At 59.8% G+C, this 14327-nt stretch carries 14 protein-coding genes; 2 read left to right on the top strand and 12 right to left on the bottom strand.

Features of this window, described 5'->3' with window-relative positions; translation table 11 throughout:
* Positions 1 to 52: 52 nt before the first annotated feature.
* From HQN82_RS22395 to HQN82_RS22365, 7 genes are all read right to left on the bottom strand, one after another.
* On the bottom strand, positions 53 to 1081 hold the full coding sequence (locus HQN82_RS22395) for a trans-3-hydroxy-L-proline dehydratase (protein WP_006700304.1): 1029 nt from the start codon (positions 1079 to 1081) through the stop codon (positions 53 to 55).
* A gap of 10 nt (positions 1082 to 1091) precedes the next feature.
* Complete coding sequence (gene lhpI, locus HQN82_RS22390; RefSeq protein WP_022563851.1) at positions 1092 to 2786, bottom strand: cis-3-hydroxy-L-proline dehydratase; 1695 nt, start codon at positions 2784 to 2786, stop codon at positions 1092 to 1094.
* A 110-nt stretch (positions 2787 to 2896) separates the two neighbouring features.
* Positions 2897 to 4138, bottom strand: coding sequence for an NAD(P)/FAD-dependent oxidoreductase (locus tag HQN82_RS22385; RefSeq protein ID WP_022563850.1), 1242 nt, complete (start codon positions 4136 to 4138; stop codon positions 2897 to 2899).
* Positions 4138 to 4860 carry an amino acid ABC transporter ATP-binding protein gene (locus HQN82_RS22380; RefSeq protein WP_004444624.1) on the bottom strand — a complete coding sequence of 241 codons (723 nt, stop codon included), beginning with the start codon at positions 4858 to 4860 and terminating at the stop codon, positions 4138 to 4140. The genes HQN82_RS22385 and HQN82_RS22380 overlap by 1 nt, the downstream gene beginning before the upstream one ends.
* Positions 4853 to 5506: an amino acid ABC transporter permease gene (locus HQN82_RS22375; protein WP_006700301.1), complete on the bottom strand. Its 654-nt coding sequence runs from the start codon at positions 5504 to 5506 to the stop codon at positions 4853 to 4855. Before HQN82_RS22375 ends, HQN82_RS22380 begins: the two co-directional genes overlap by 8 nt.
* Positions 5507 to 5518: 12 nt before the next feature.
* Positions 5519 to 6184, bottom strand: coding sequence for an amino acid ABC transporter permease (locus tag HQN82_RS22370; protein WP_004444628.1), 666 nt, complete (start codon positions 6182 to 6184; stop codon positions 5519 to 5521).
* Positions 6185 to 6253: 69 nt separating this feature from the next.
* Positions 6254 to 7060: an ABC transporter substrate-binding protein gene (locus HQN82_RS22365; protein WP_004444630.1), complete on the bottom strand. Its 807-nt coding sequence runs from the start codon at positions 7058 to 7060 to the stop codon at positions 6254 to 6256.
* A gap of 444 nt (positions 7061 to 7504) precedes the next feature.
* Between HQN82_RS22365 and HQN82_RS22360 the strand changes: the two genes are divergently transcribed.
* Entirely contained in the window at positions 7505 to 8542 is a 1038-nt protein-coding gene (locus HQN82_RS22360) for an Ldh family oxidoreductase (RefSeq protein WP_022563849.1), read from the top strand.
* 286 nt (positions 8543 to 8828) lie between these two features.
* Here HQN82_RS22360 and HQN82_RS22355 read toward each other — a convergent pair whose 3' ends face one another.
* The 3 genes from HQN82_RS22355 to ftsZ all read right to left on the bottom strand — a co-directional run bounded on the left by HQN82_RS22355 (position 8829) and on the right by ftsZ (position 11806).
* Positions 8829 to 9794, bottom strand: a complete 966-nt coding sequence (locus tag HQN82_RS22355; protein ID WP_006700297.1) for a dihydrodipicolinate synthase family protein — start codon at positions 9792 to 9794, stop codon at positions 8829 to 8831.
* 109 nt (positions 9795 to 9903) lie between these two features.
* The gene (locus HQN82_RS22350; RefSeq protein WP_004444640.1) at positions 9904 to 10602 is read right to left on the bottom strand and encodes a GntR family transcriptional regulator; all 699 of its coding nucleotides are present in this window, start codon (positions 10600 to 10602) and stop codon (positions 9904 to 9906) included.
* Between the two features lie 241 nt (positions 10603 to 10843).
* Positions 10844 to 11806 carry a cell division protein FtsZ gene (gene ftsZ / locus HQN82_RS22345; RefSeq protein WP_004444641.1) on the bottom strand — a complete coding sequence of 321 codons (963 nt, stop codon included), beginning with the start codon at positions 11804 to 11806 and terminating at the stop codon, positions 10844 to 10846.
* Positions 11807 to 12285: 479 nt separating this feature from the next.
* On the opposite strand from ftsZ, the gene HQN82_RS22340 reads away from it, so the two are divergent.
* Complete coding sequence (locus HQN82_RS22340) at positions 12286 to 12729, top strand: response regulator (RefSeq protein WP_006700295.1); 444 nt, start codon at positions 12286 to 12288, stop codon at positions 12727 to 12729.
* A gap of 497 nt (positions 12730 to 13226) precedes the next feature.
* On the opposite strand, the gene HQN82_RS22335 is transcribed toward HQN82_RS22340, so the two are convergent.
* Together HQN82_RS22335 and HQN82_RS22330 are read right to left on the bottom strand one after the other, a co-directional pair.
* The gene (locus HQN82_RS22335; RefSeq protein ID WP_004444643.1) at positions 13227 to 13373 is read right to left on the bottom strand and encodes a DUF1127 domain-containing protein; all 147 of its coding nucleotides are present in this window, start codon (positions 13371 to 13373) and stop codon (positions 13227 to 13229) included.
* 217 nt (positions 13374 to 13590) lie between these two features.
* Complete coding sequence (locus HQN82_RS22330; protein WP_022563847.1) at positions 13591 to 14193, bottom strand: hypothetical protein; 603 nt, start codon at positions 14191 to 14193, stop codon at positions 13591 to 13593.
* Positions 14194 to 14327: the final 134 nt, after the last annotated feature.

Raw genomic sequence — 14327 nt, 5'->3', positions numbered from 1 at the left:
CAGCGCCGCGACATATCTCAATATGCCATCTGAGTGACCTGTACGCCCTTATTTACCTCGCACCCCAGGTATCCGTCAGCCGATACCCTTCCGGCCATGGATCCGACGGATCGAGCATGTGCTGGTGTATTCCGGTGATCCAGCCGCGGCCGGATATTTCCGGCAGGATGGCCGGGCGGTCGCCGACTGTTGTGGTCCCGAGGATACGGCCTGTGAAGGTCGAGCCGATCAGCGACACCGCCGTCAGCGTTTCCCCTTCCTTCATTTCGCCGCGTGCATGCAGCACGGCCATACGGGCCGAAAGCGCCGTGCCGGTGGGGGAGCGGTCCACCTTGCCCGGCTGGATGGCGACGGCCGCCCCTGCCCGCAGGCCTTCGGCCGTGCGTTCCACCTTGCCGGCGAACAGGCAGAAGGAAAAATGCCGCCAGTCCGGGTTTTCGGGATGATCGAAACCCAGAGCCTTGTTGGCGGCGTTGGTGATGCGCACGCCGAGGCGGGCAATCTCGTGCGCCTCTTCCGGTTTCAGGCTGAAGCCCATTGCTTCGGCATCGACGATGACGAAACTGTCGCCGCCGTAGGCCGTATCCACTTTGAGCTTTCCAAGGCCTTCGACCTCGAGTTCGGCATCAAGCTTCGCGGCGAAGCTTGGCAGGTTCTGCACGAAAATACGCTCGGCCTTGCCGTTGCGGCATTCGGCCCGCACCTTCACCAGCCCGCCGGGAGCTTCCAGCAGCATATGGGTTTCCGGCTCCTGCATCGGCACGATACCGCCATCGAGAAGGACGGTGGACACGCAGATGGAGTTAGAGCCGGACATGGGCGGCGTATCCTCCGGCTCCATGATGATGAAGGCGGCATCCGCATCAGGATGTTTCGGCGGCACCAGCAGATTGACGTGGCGGAATACGCCGCCGCGCGGCTCATTCAGCACGAAGTTGCGCAGCGTCTCATCACGGGCGATGAAACGGCTCTGTTCCCAGATCGTTTCGCCTGGTGGCGGCTTGACGCCACCGACAATCACATCCCCCACCTCGCCTTCCGCATGGGCGGAAATGACATGAACGGTCTTAATACTGCGCATTGAATTCTCCTCAGGAAAGCCAGGCGGGAAGACGGGAAGCGGCACGGCCGGTCAACGCGCTCTCGACGCAATCGGCAAGGCTGCCGAAGCGCACCGCGCGGCCGCTGAGGCCGGGTCCGTAATGGGCGTATTTGCCGGAATTGGTCATCAAGGCGCGCGTCTTCGTCGGGAAGACCGGCTCGGAAATAGAACACCAGCAGAGGTCAGGCAGTACCTGTACACCGCTATCCTTCAGGCTTTTCAACGTGCCGTCGTGGGCAGCTGCATCGATGACCTGCTGGCCGGCTGTGACGATGACGGCGACATCCGCATGGCGCTTGCGACCGTTGAAAACGGCCGCAAGGGCGCGGCACTCCTCCAGCGACGCGTGGGGACTACCGATGGCGACCAGTTGCACCTCCTCCGGTCCCTCGTTCAGCAGCGACCACCCGGCCGCCATATCGGCAAGCGAAATGCCGACCGTGTCGGCCGTTTCCAGAGGCGCGATACCGGCTTCCGGCGTAATGCCCTCTATATGCAGCATGGGCGCTGCGGAGGTGGTGCCGAAGGCAGCGCAGAGCGCTTTCAAATCATCCCGCGAGGGTTTCGCAGCCCCAAGTCCGCGCAGCAGCGGTATGCAATCGGGGGCAGCCTTGCCGGCGAGATAACCGACGAGCGGCCAGAACGCATCGTCTATCCCTTGCGGCAGCATCACGTCCACGATGCGCTGCGGCCGGCGATTTTCCTCCAGGTAAACACCCGAAAGCGGCGCCCTGCCCGTCATCGCGATACATAGATCGAGGAAATCGGGATGTTTGGCAGTGCGTGCACCAAGCACCGTATTGGCAAAAATCACCGCGTTCGATTCCGCCCAGGCAATCGATTCACCCGCGCCCGGCGCGCTGTCGAGCAGGTAAGGCGAACAGGTGAAGGTGGGCCGACAGCCCATGCGCACATAAGCATCCGCCAGTCTCGCCGCCGGATCGCCGAAATCATCCGGCACGCCCTGTGCCCGCCAGTTAGCCTTGTCCACCGAGATGGCGTTCATGGTCGTCGGCACCCGGACCTTGCCACCCATCTCAGCCATTTTTTCCGCGAAAGTGAGATTGGCGGGGCTGGCATAGATGCAGCCGTCAATATGGCCCTGTGTGACATTAACGAGCGCGGAAGCGCCCTGCTGGGCTGCCATGGCGACGATGATGCGCATGGCCTGGCGCACGGCGATGCCGTCGCGCCCTTCCAGCATAGCGCGGTCGTCACCCGTCAGATCGAGACGGGCAGTCGCGGGATGCGCTATGGCAAGCGAAAGGCCATCGGCCTCGATGCTGTTTTCATCGATGCGAACATGGGTCGCGCGGGAAAAGCGGGCAAAACTTTCGGGGTCGAGACGGACGACCGGCAGCGCCCGCTCGAACATTTCCGCCGCGACAAGTGCGCCCAAGGTCAGCACATCCTCCGCCTCGCAGAAAACGAGAGCGGATGGCGCCCGGCCCGTTAGAATAAGGTCGAGCAGAACGCCAGACCCGGTGCACGAGCCCCGGCTGGTCGGCATGAAGAGCACGCCGCCGGTTAGACTGACGCCGTGCAGCGGGTGATGCACGTCGATCACCCTGCCGGTGGCGGGATCGACACCGCCCCAGAAACTCAGCGCTTCCGTCGTGGCGATCAGGGGGCCTTCGGCCGCACCGGTAAGAATGCTGCGGGCTTGCGGAACGGCAGAAGACATCGAAAATCTCCCTAAGGCATTTCCAGTAAAGCGCGTCGCGCTTTGCGCCCCGGTAAATGCGTGAAAAAGTGCTAGAGAATTTTTGCGTTTCGGGGAAAAGCCGAAATCCTCTAGAAACGTTGCGGCGAAAAAGCGCTTGTGTCGATGGCGGGTTTTTGCCCCGTCAGAATGTCGGCGACGATGCGCGCCGTACCCGCAGATTGCGTCAGTCCCAGATGTCCGTGGCCAAAGGCGTAGACCACCCGCGCCGTGTGTCGCGCATGCCCAATGGCCGGCAGGCTGTCCGGCAGCGAGGGGCGAAAGCCCATCCACTGCTTGCCGCCTTCGGTTTTCAGGCCCGGCAGGAAGGCTTTCGCCTTGGCCAGCAGCGCTTCGGATCGGGCAAAATTGGCCGGAAGCTCCAGCCCGCCCAACTCGACCGCACCGCCGACGCGGATGCCGGAGGAAAGCCGGGTAACGACGAAACCATGGCCGCCGAAGGTCACCTGCGTCCGCAGATCGAATGCGCCTGAAGGCAGGGTTGTATTATAGCCCCGTTCCGTTTCCAGCGGAATTTTTTCCCCGAGCGAACGGGCAATGCGGTGCGAAAAGGCGCCTGCCGCCAGTACCACCCGGCCTGCCTTGCGCGTGCGGCCGTCATGGCTAACCACCTCGACCCCATCCTCCAACGGCCGGAGCGAGGCGATATCGAGGCATTCGATACGCCCGCCCATGGTGCGAAAATGGTCGGCCAGCGCCAGCGTGTAAAGCCTGGGATCGGCAATGGAATACCAGCCAGGCGTGAACGTGCCGCAGATGAAGCGCGGTGCGATGCCGGGCTGTATCTCGGCCATCTGCTCTGCGTTCAGATGCCGGAACTCGATACCGTGGCGCTCACGCGCCTTCCAGCCCCCGAGTGACGCTTCGAATTCCGCATCGCTTTCATAGACCTGGAGGTTTCCTTCCTTGCGTAGCATGGCAATGGTGTCGGTCCTTTTGAGGAACGGCTCCAGTTCGGCCCTGGAAAGGTCCATCAGTGCCGTCTGCGCTGCAGTTGAGTGCTCCACCTTCGAGGCGGCGCAGGCCCGCCAGAACCGGAACATCCAAGGCGCGATCTTCAGCGCATAGGCCGGCGGCACGCTGAGCGGCCCAAGCGGATCGAGCAGCCACTTCGGCGCCTTCCAGAGAATGCCGGGCGACGCGAGCGGCAGGATATCGGTGAAGGCGAAGGCGCCGGCATTGCCGGCAGAAGCGCCCGCCGCCGGTCCCTCACGGTCGATCACCGTGACCGAAAGACCGCGGCCCTGCGCCGCGATTGCCGCCGAGAGGCCGACAACGCCGGCCCCGATGACGATGACATCATTTGCAGGCATTACCGAACGCTCGCCAGGAACTTCTGCGTCTCGGGATGCTGTGGTGCGCCGAACAACTGATCTGGCGTGCCGATCTCGGCCATCACGCCCTGATGGAAGAAGGCCACGCGGTTCGAGACGTCACGGGCGAAAGCCATTTCGTGCGTGACGCAGATCATCGTCATGCCCTCATCCGCGAGCATCTTCAACGTGTCGAGCACCTCGCCGACCAGCATCGGATCAAGCGCCGAGGTAACTTCATCGAACAGCATGTATTCCGGCGACATGGCGAGCGCGCGGGCGATCGCCATACGCTGCTGCTGGCCGCCTGACATGCGGTTCGGATAGACCTTCAGCTTTTCGGCAAGGCCGACGTGGGTCAATTGCTTGACCGCAATTTCTTCGGCCTTCTCTTTCGAAATACCGAGCACCTTGCGCGGCGCCAGCATGACGTTTTCAAGCACCGTCAGATGCGGAAAGGCGTTCCATTGCTGGAAGACGATTCCGACCTTGCGGCGCAGCTTGTTGAGATCGGTCGACTTTGCATGCACCTCGGTGCCATCGATGACGATCTTGCCGCTGTCGATCGGCTCGAGGCCGTTGATGCAGGTGAGCAGCGTCGACTTGCCGGAACCGGAGCCGCCGATGATGGTGACGACCTCGCCCTTGTTGACGGTGAGGTTGATCCCTTTCAGAACCTCCAGCGGGCCGAAGGATTTGCGGACGTTTTCGATCTCAATCATTGGGGGACCACCGTCTTTCGAGATACCCGCCAAAACGGGCGATGGGGAAGCTGATAAGGAAGTAGATGGCGCCGCAGATCATCAGGATGGTCAGCGGTTCCTGCAGGCGGGTCACGAGAATCTGCGAGGCACGCAGAAGCTCAATGAGCCCGAGCCAAAGGACGAGCGCTGAATCCTTCATGACACCCAGCGTCAGGCCGATCCAGGCAGGCAGCGACACGCGCGTGGCAAGCGGCAGAACGATGTACCTCATGTCCTGCGACCAGGTCATACCGAGCGACCGGCAGGCGCGGCGGGTGTTCGAGGGCACCGCTTCGATGCCGCCACGCACGATTTCCGTGCAATAGGCCGCGGTATAAAGCGACAGAACCACGCAGGAGGTCGTAAAGGGTGGCCAGCCGAGCTTTGCGATCGACTGGAAGGCATTGCCGAGAACCAGCTGGATAAGCAGCGGCACGGAACGGAAGACATCCAGAACGAAGGTGAGCGGCAGGGCCCAGTAAGGCCCGAGCTGGAAGCGGAGAACGCCGAAGATGATCCCCATGATGGTGCCTGCCGTGACGGCGACGGCGGTGACGGCAAGTGTCATGCCGGCACCCTTGGCCAGGAAGGCGAGATCACTCCAGGTGAGAGCGGTTTCAAACATGGCTCACCTCTCTCAGTAACGGAACAGACGCGCGGCCAGCAATCTGGCGGCGAGCGTGACGATCTTGGCGATCACGTAATAGATGACCGCGGCGAGCGCGAAAAATTCGAAGGTGCGGAACGAACGGGCGTTCAAGGCCTGCGTGACACCGGCGAGATCCGTGTTCATGCCGACCGTGACGCCGAGCGAGGTCATGAGAATTGCCCAGACCATCTGGTTGGTGGCAGGCAGGAAGGCAACCCGCAGCATCTGCGGCAGGATGATCAGCCTGAAGGTCTGCATCGAGGTCATGCCGAGCGAGCGGCCCGAACGCGTCTGCGTATCCGGAATGGCCTTCAGCGCGCCACGGAAATTTTCCGCGAGATAACCGGCATTATTGAAGGCGATGCCAACCAGAAGCGCGGTATAGGGGCTCAGATGAATGCCGAAATTGCCGAGCCCGAAATGGGCCATGTAGATCTGGAACAGCGCAGGCGTATTGCGGGCTATTTCCACCCAGACCGAGGCGAAGGCGCCGAGGATACGGTTGCCCGAAAGCCGGAACAACGTGAGCACGATGGCGCAGGAGACACCGATGACCATCGACAGGATAGCGATCTGCAGCGTCACCACCGCACCGTCCAGAAGCTGCGGCAAAGCCTTCAGCGCCTGATTCCAGTGAAATGTGTAGTTGAACATAACCGTCTCACCTTTCAGAAACGATCGACGGCGCGATCATTCGACCGCGCCGTTTCCGAAAAGTCCTGATCAGCGATAAACGCCGTTGACGGTGAGCGAAGGCACTTCCCCGCCAACCCATTTTTTGTAGAGCTCGGCGTAGCGGCCGGTGCGAACCTGCTGATTGATGAAGAGGTTCAGGTAGTTGATGAAGCCGTATTCATCCCGGTTGGTGAAGAGCGCGACGTAATCGATGTCGTAAGGCGCCTTGCCGACCACCGAGATACCGGCGAACTTGCCGCTCTTGACGTTGGACTGCGCAACGGTCGACGTGGAAACGGTGGCATCGATCTGCCCCTGGCTCAGGGCAAGGAACACATCAGCCTGGGTCTGGTAAGGACGGAATTCGCCGACGCCCCACTCCTTGACCGACTTTTCAAGCGCAATGGCTTCAAACGTGCCGGCGGTTGCACCGACCGTCTTGCCCTTCATGTCCTCGAAGGACTTGACGCCGGACTTGTCGTTGGCGGTAACGGCCATTTCGAAGGCAAAGTAAGGCACGGTCATGCCAACCGTTTTGGCGCGCTCCAGCGTATCGGAGGTCGAAGCGACACCGACGTCGACGCGGCCGGACATCAGTGCAGGAATACGCTCGGGGAACGGCGTCTCGACGATTTCAGCCGTGACGCCGAGCGCCTTGGCGAGGTCGTTGCAATAATCGACGTCGAAACCGATAGGATTGTTGGCGTCATCGCGCGCGCCCATGGGCGGGAAGTCGAGCACAACCGCGCAACGCAGCGTGCCAGACGAGATGATGTCGTCAAGCTTGTCAGCCTTGGCCGGGGTGATAGCGGAAGTGGCGGCCAACAGGCCGGCGAAAATGACCGATTTTTTCATTCTTGATTTGCTCCCAGAATTGGTCTGCCCTTGAAGGCGCGGTCACTATTTCCCTGTGGGGCTGAGAAATCAATAGAAAAATACAATGAGTATACAAAAAGAATTTTTTGCATCTGCGAACTGATGAGGTGTCGCGGATGATTACGCGAGCCGGCGCGGGGGAGCGGACAAGGTGGGCGAAACATTCAGCCTCCTTCATGCCGTTGCTTGTCACAGGAATCTAGCCAGCCCAAATCTCTGGGCTGAAAGAGGCTTTCCGATGCGCGGACGCGCCTCGACTGCAGTCCTGTGACAAGCACAGGAATGAGGGCTTAAGGTATCTTCGTGTTTGAGACGGTGGCCTTCTGCTGTGGCTGAGCTTCATCGAAAAGACACGTTGCAATACTCACACCTTTGTATACTTTATGTATTCAAAATGTGCGAGCCCGACATCGGAGGATAATGATGAGCGACACCACCACCTTGACCATTGAAGAGCTTTCGACGCGGGTCGAGGCGATTTTCAGCAAGGCGGGCCTCAATAAGGTGCAGTCGGGAGCATTGGCACGCGTCATCACCGCCGGTGAGCGCGATGCCTGCAAATCGCACGGCATTTACCGTATCGAAGGCGCGCTCCGCACCGTCAAGGCCGGCAAGGTGAATCCGGATGCGATACCTGAAGTGGCCGAAGACGACGGCACGGCCGTCGTCAAGGTCAATGCCCACGGCGGCTTTGCCAACCCCGCCTTCGAACTCGGTCTGCCGGTTCTGGTGGAGCGGGCGAGACGCTCGGGCATCGCAGCACTCGTCATCAATGACTGCACGCATTTCTCGGCGCTCTGGCCGGAAGTCGAAGGGCTGACCGAAAACGGTCTCGCCGGGCTGGTCATGTGCCCGAGCTATTCCACCGTCGCGCCCACCGGCGGAACCAAGCCTCTGCTTGGCACCAACCCCTTCGCCTTCGGCTGGCCGCGCAAGGGCACCTCCCCTTATGTCTTCGATTTCGCGACGTCGGTTGCGGCCCGCGGTGAAATCGAACTACACCGGCGGGCCGGAAAGCCCCTGCCGGACGGCTGGGCTCTGGACGCCGACGGCAAGCCGACGACCGACCCGGAGGCTGCCCTTGCCGGTTCCATGCTGCCATTTGGCGGCCACAAGGGATCGGCCATCGGCACCATGATCGAGCTTCTCGCCGGCATCATGATCGGCGATCTCACCAGCCCCGAAGCGCTCGAATTTCTCGGCACCACCACGCTTGCCCCCACCCATGGCGAATTGATCGTCGCTTTTTCACCTGAAGCCTTTGCCAAGGGCCGCCCCGGCGACCCCTTCCAGCGCGCGGAAGTGCTGTTCGACGCCATTATCGGCCAGGGCGCCCGCCTGCCGTCGGGCCGCCGCTTCACTGCCCGCGCCAAATCCGAAAGCGAAGGCATCACGCTTACCGCCGCCGAAATGGCCGGGCTCGACCGGCTGCTGGAAAAGGGGCTGGACGTGGTTTCCTGACCATTTGGATGGGGAAATGAAAAAAGGCCCGCAATTGCGGGCCTTCATAACGACAACGTCACTCAGCGTTTTTTTGCGACTGCATAGCATCCCCGCCCTGTCAGCCCGGACTAGATCCTGGGTCCAGCGCGATCAAGTCCTTGATCGCGGAAGAGACCTTTCACGGCGCAGACGCGCCCTGGCTGGATGCCGGATCTAGTCCGGCATGACGGAGGAGAGACATCAAACCTCATCGCATGCAAAAAAGGCCCGCAGTTGCGGGCCTTTTTTTCACAGCAGCAATATCTCAGGCAGCCTTGCAGGCCTGCACTGCGCCGGGAAGCTTGCTCCAGTCAGCGTACCAGCTGTTGAACAGCTTGAACTGTGCTTCGACATAACCCCGCTGGCTGTCCGTCAGTGCATCTGTTTCGTTGAAGTGCAGCGTGTATTCCTTGTCGCCCTTCAGCACCATCATGTGCTTGAAATAGAGAACCAGATCCGGGCCCTCGTCGAAGGACGAAAGAACGGCCAGTGCCTGTTCCAGTTCCAAGGCGCGTGCGCGGGCATCGGCGTCACCCTTGGCGGCAGCCTGCGACAGCTTGCAGAGGTGGATGACTTCCTTCGGCAGCACGTTGCCTATGCCGGTGATGGCGCCGGTTGCGCCGCAATTGACGAAGCCGTGGAAGACAGCGGTGTCGACACCGATCATCAGCGTGACTTCATCGTCACGGCTGGTGATGTTTTCAGCCGCATAACGCATATCCGCCGGGCCGCCGAATTCCTTGAAACCAACGAGGTTCTTGTGCTCGGCGCGCAGCGCGAAGAAGAGATCGGCGCGGGTCGCAAAACCATAATAGGGGCTGTTATAGATGACGGCAGGGATTTCCGGTGCAGCCGAGAGGATTGCCTTGAAGTGAGCCTTCTGGGCGGCGATGACCGAACCGCGCGACAGAACGCGGGGAATGACCATCAGGCCCTTGGCGCCAACCTTCTGGGCGTGGGCGGCATGGGCAACGGCAGACGCCGTGTTGACCGCTCCGGTGCCGACGATGACCGGAACACCGGCCTTCACCAGACGCTCCACGCCTTCCATGCGCTGCTCGTCCGTCAGGAGCGGCCAGTCGCCCATAGAGCCGCAATAGACCACGGCGGACATGCCATCGGCGATCAGTTCCTTGCCCTTGCGAACAAGCGCATCGAAATCGGGGGTGCGATCATCCTTGCAGGGGGTCATCAAGGCGGGAATCACGCCGGAAAAAATGCTGGCCGTCATTACTAGCTCCTAAGGGACATGTTTTTCGGGAATGGACGCACGTCCGCGCCACCCTTTCGAGAGGGACATTACTATCTTGTATTTTATTTGTCGACAAGAAATCGACAAGCTACAGATTTATTTCCAGCCGTTCGTTTCGCACCAGCAGTTTCTGCACCTGCCGGACGATCTGTTCAGCGTGCTCCCGCGCCAGTCTTTCGGAAAGAGCGATATCGCGTGCGGCAATCGCCTCGATCATCTCTTCATGATCATCGACAAAGCGCTTCGGCAGACGATCGTCATAGGACTGGTAATAAAGCCTGAGAATGCGCCGCCCCTCGTCCAGCAGCCGCTTGAACAGGCTGGTGAAATAGGGGTTACGTCCGGCCTCCGCGATGGAAAGATGAAGGGCGGCGTTGGTGGAAATCATCGCCAGCGCATCCTGCTCCTCCACCGCAACGGCGAATTCCGCATTATGGGCGCGAATGCCAGCCAGATCTTCCGGGCGGTGATATTGCGCGGCAAGCTGGGTCGTTACCCGGTACATCAAGACCAGCGCATCGAAATAGGTGTGCATGTTGAGGAAATCGATGTTCGACACCATGGTGGAGCGGTTCGGCAGCGTATCGATCAGCCCCTCGCCCGAAAGCCGTACCAGCGCCTCACGGATCGGCGTTCGCGACATCTTGAACCGTTCGGCAAGCTGCACTTCATCGATGGGACTGCCGGGTGGCAGGACGAGATCAAGAATCTCGTCGCGCAGCAGATCGTAGACCATCTTCACACCGGAGCCGCGCTTGCGCTCGGCAGAAGCAATTATATCCGTCATAATCAAATCCTTCTTGTCGACATAAAGAGTACTATTATATTTTTTCGTTATCAACGACGTGTCACCGGGTCGCTGGCTTGCATGACGGAATAATTGTTCAAAAACAACAAAAAGCCGTCGCGAAAATTGCCCGCGACGGCTTTCGATCGTTCGGTTTGTGGCGCAGACGTCTTCATCGCGCTTTCACGGCCGAAGCGGCGGATAGCGGCTTCCAGCGACGACGCGAGGCCTTAGTCCGAGATCAGTTCCGCAGGCCGGTGGCCACGACGGAAATCTTGAAAGCGCCGTCCAGCGTTGGGTCGAACGAAGCGCCCATCACCACATCGGTTTCCTCGCTGACAGCCTCACGTACCAGCGTCATCGCTTCATCAATCTCGTAAAGCGTCAGGTCGTTGCCGCCGGAAATGGAGACCAGCGCGCCACGTGCTTCCTTCAGCGAGGGCTCGCCGAGCAGCGGATTGGCAATGGCCGCTGCCGCTGCTTCCGAAGCACGCTTTTCGCCCTTGGCCTGTGCGGTGCCCATGAGCGCCCGGCCGCCATTCTTCATGACGTATCGCACATCGGCGAAATCGAGATTGACCAGACCTTCACGCAAAATGAGATCGGTGATGCAGCGCACGCCGAGCGACAGCACCTTGTCGGCGGTTTTGAGCGCATTTTCGAAGGTGGTGCCGGCATCGGCAATGCGCAGCAGGTTCTGGTTGGGAATGACGATGACGGTATCGGCCGTGTTGAGCAGATTGGCGAAACCGTACTCAGCAGCCCGCATGCGGCGCACGCCCTCAAAGCTGAAAGGAAGCGTGACGACACCAACTGTGAGAATGTTCTTTGCACGGCAGGCTTCGGCAATAACGGGTGCCGCACCCGTCCCGGTGCCGCCGCCCATGCCGGCGGTGATGAAACACATATCATAGCCGCTCAGGTGATCCATGATCTCATCGAGGGAATCGATCGCAGCCTGTCGGCCAACCTCGGGATCAGCACCCGCTCCAAGCCCGCCCGTCAGTTCTGAGCTGAGCTGCACGAGCCGTGGCGCATTGGTCTTCTTCAGCGCCTGCGCATCCGTATTGGCCGCGATGAAATCGACGCCGCCGATACCCTCGGCAATCATGTTGTTGATCGCGTTTCCGCCACCGCCACCAACTCCGACGACGGCGATGTTGGGAGTGTTGCGGGCAATGGTGGCGCGCGGAGACTGTGTCATCGTCTAATTCTCTTTCCAAATTCATAAGGTCCCGCGCCGGTTTTGACCGCGGCACGCGATTGATCGGTGGCGTTCCCGCTCTTCCTTCCTGGCGCGCGAAGGAGGCCGTAACGTCTTGAATTTCCATGTAAGCCTTAAGGACCGATTGCGGCCAAAAGACTGGTGCTCCAGCGGCGAAAGATGCGCTACGGCGACGTTCCTCCACCCTTCCCCCGGATGAAAACCAAACCGAATCAACTGCTTCGCTATCAAGAGGTGATAGCCCAAAAGGCACGTTGTTTACACTCCATTCACTATGTTTATCTCACTTTGGAACGAGTTGGCCCGCCGGGTGTTTGCTTGCCGACCGTGCTGAGGCGGCGGGTGATGAGATCAAACAGTCCCGACGCTCCAGATATTGTCGAAGCACCAGACGACCCCAAACCGCGGCGTATTTTTTCAGTTCGGTGCTTGGTAGCGTACTCAATGGAGGCAGGCATATGTTGGCAGACGTTTTGCAGAGTGAACCCGGCTTCCGCATGGAGCAGCCGCGGGTACTGATCGTGGAAGACGAGTTCCTCATCGCCATGGACATAGAGGATTCCATTCTTCAGGCGGATGAAGAGGCAGACGTCATCGGTATCGCCAACAAGCTGGATGATGCCGTGGCACTTGGCCGCCGCGCCGATATTGCATTTGTCGACGTCAATCTTGCCGATGGACAAACCGGGCCGGAAATCGGGCGACGGCTTTCCGAAGAGCACGGTGTGGTGGTCATCTTCATGACCGCAAACCCGGAGGTCGTGGTCAATCTCGGCATCGGCGCTGGCGTCATCGCCAAGCCCGTTCCGCAAGATGCAGTCGAACAATGCCTCACTTATGCACTCGCCAGACGCGCAGGCACCCGTGCCGTGACGCCCATCGGCATGATGGCATTCGACTGAGATATACCAACAAGGAAAACGGCCAAAAACAAAAAAGCCTGCCGCGGGAGGAGGTGCGGCAGGCTTTCTGAAAAGATGAACAGCGATATGGGAGGAGGAAAACCGCTGTCCCCGGGGCAATCCTTTGGGAGGAGGAGTAGGATCACCCGCTTTACGAAAAGGATGTGGGAGGAGGTACATCCGTTTCGATGAGAGGAACATACCATTTCCCTGCGCATTTGACAGGCACAAGGTTGCAGCACAGATATGCGCTGAGCGCATGGCGTCCGTCACGAAGGAAGATACCGGGCACCCACCCGCTTATCGCGGACCGGGCCTTTACCGATTTCCCAACCTGCACGGAACCTCGACAGCAATCGAGAAGAATGCGGCGCATCCGGTGAGAGCGCCGCCTCGCTGTCAGACACCCCAAATGAAGTGCCTTCATTGTCAAACCAAAACAAAAACGCCCGCAATGCGGGCGTTGAAGCATTCAGAATGAGGCGGTATCGCCCTATTTACTTGCCTACAGCGGCGCGAGCGACACTGGTGATCTGGCTGCGATCGATACCGAGATCGTGCAGTTCACGGGTGCTCATGCGGCCGAGTTCGGTGATGGTCTGACGATATTTGCGCCAATTGTTGAAGCTGCGTGCTACGTTCATGACATTACCCTTTCTGAGGTTTAGGTGACGTCAGTAACGTTTTCGTTCCGGCGTCCTTCGATGACCTCTATATGCGCTTTCCATTGGGGATTTAACAGACAGAATAAGGCAATCCACCCATGCATCAGACGCAAGGGTTGCCGGCGCCGGTTTGCATTGAAACAGAAACCTGGCTGAAATTCAGACAGTTCACAGGACCTTATAAAGTCGCGGCGGCTCAGAACTTGTAGCGGACTCCGAACACGTTGGCGTTTGTGGCGCCCTTCATGTTGCCAAGTGTTTTGCCGCCACCGGAACGGTGGTGGAGGCGCCAGAAGAATTCCGTCGAGGAACCCTCGCTGAAAGACACGTTGATTTCCGGCCCCAGATAAAAAAGGACATTGGCGTTGCCGTCGTCCTTGATTTCCTGTTCGCGCTCGCGGCCGGGCTGCGCATCCGTAACAAGGCTGAGCCCTGCTGTAAAACTTGGGGTGATGAACAGTCGCTCTCCAAGCCTGATCTGTTCATAACGCGCGACCGGGCCCGCCCACACCTCGCCGGTGAAGCCCTTGCCGAACCTGACGGCCATGCCGACCTCACCGCCCAGTTTTATATTGCCGATACGGTAAGGATAGAACTGATAGCCGCCGCCGATGACAGCGTTTCTTTCATAGTCCACGGGAATAAGCGCCGCGCTTTTCAGCATGTCTTCTTTTGTCATGGCGCCAGCGAAGCCGAATATCGCCTCACTCGTCTCAGAGGTCATATCCTCCGACGCGAAAGATGACGTGGCAGCCAGTGCGACCATGGCTGCCGTCGCCAGACGTGCTGCAATACTCATCGTGCTACTCCTGAACAAAGCCCGCTTTACCCAGCCGTCCTCATAGGCATAATCGCGGAAGGCGAACATACCGTTACCGAACACAATTAATTCAACTTGCGTGGAATCGGCTGAAACATGCGCATGATCCCGAT

Origin of the sequence: Agrobacterium pusense (assembly GCF_013285525.1) — a bacterium.
In the GTDB taxonomy this organism is placed as follows: Bacteria; Pseudomonadota; Alphaproteobacteria; order Rhizobiales; family Rhizobiaceae; genus Agrobacterium; species Agrobacterium pusense.
This window is presented reverse-complemented; position numbering and strand designations above follow the sequence as displayed.

Excerpts from the sequence above, each read along its gene's own strand:
- ftsZ (WP_004444641.1), bottom strand. The coding sequence starts at position 11,806 with ATGACACAGTCTCCGCGCGCCACCATTGCCCGCAACACTCCCAACATC.
- HQN82_RS22330 (WP_022563847.1), bottom strand. The coding sequence starts at position 14,193 with ATGAGTATTGCAGCACGTCTGGCGACGGCAGCCATGGTCGCACTGGCT.
- HQN82_RS22340 (WP_006700295.1), top strand. The coding sequence starts at position 12,286 with ATGTTGGCAGACGTTTTGCAGAGTGAACCCGGCTTCCGCATGGAGCAG.
- HQN82_RS22375 (WP_006700301.1), bottom strand. The coding sequence starts at position 5,506 with ATGTTTGAAACCGCTCTCACCTGGAGTGATCTCGCCTTCCTGGCCAAG.
- HQN82_RS22355 (WP_006700297.1), bottom strand. The coding sequence starts at position 9,794 with ATGACGGCCAGCATTTTTTCCGGCGTGATTCCCGCCTTGATGACCCCC.
- HQN82_RS22385 (WP_022563850.1), bottom strand. The coding sequence starts at position 4,138 with ATGCCTGCAAATGATGTCATCGTCATCGGGGCCGGCGTTGTCGGCCTC.
- HQN82_RS22365 (WP_004444630.1), bottom strand. The coding sequence starts at position 7,060 with ATGAAAAAATCGGTCATTTTCGCCGGCCTGTTGGCCGCCACTTCCGCT.
- HQN82_RS22360 (WP_022563849.1), top strand. The coding sequence starts at position 7,505 with ATGAGCGACACCACCACCTTGACCATTGAAGAGCTTTCGACGCGGGTC.
- HQN82_RS22335 (WP_004444643.1), bottom strand. The coding sequence starts at position 13,373 with ATGAACGTAGCACGCAGCTTCAACAATTGGCGCAAATATCGTCAGACC.
- HQN82_RS22350 (WP_004444640.1), bottom strand. The coding sequence starts at position 10,602 with ATGACGGATATAATTGCTTCTGCCGAGCGCAAGCGCGGCTCCGGTGTG.
- HQN82_RS22395 (WP_006700304.1), bottom strand. The coding sequence starts at position 1,081 with ATGCGCAGTATTAAGACCGTTCATGTCATTTCCGCCCATGCGGAAGGC.
- HQN82_RS22370 (WP_004444628.1), bottom strand. The coding sequence starts at position 6,184 with ATGTTCAACTACACATTTCACTGGAATCAGGCGCTGAAGGCTTTGCCG.
- HQN82_RS22380 (WP_004444624.1), bottom strand. The coding sequence starts at position 4,860 with ATGATTGAGATCGAAAACGTCCGCAAATCCTTCGGCCCGCTGGAGGTT.
- lhpI (WP_022563851.1), bottom strand. The coding sequence starts at position 2,786 with ATGTCTTCTGCCGTTCCGCAAGCCCGCAGCATTCTTACCGGTGCGGCC.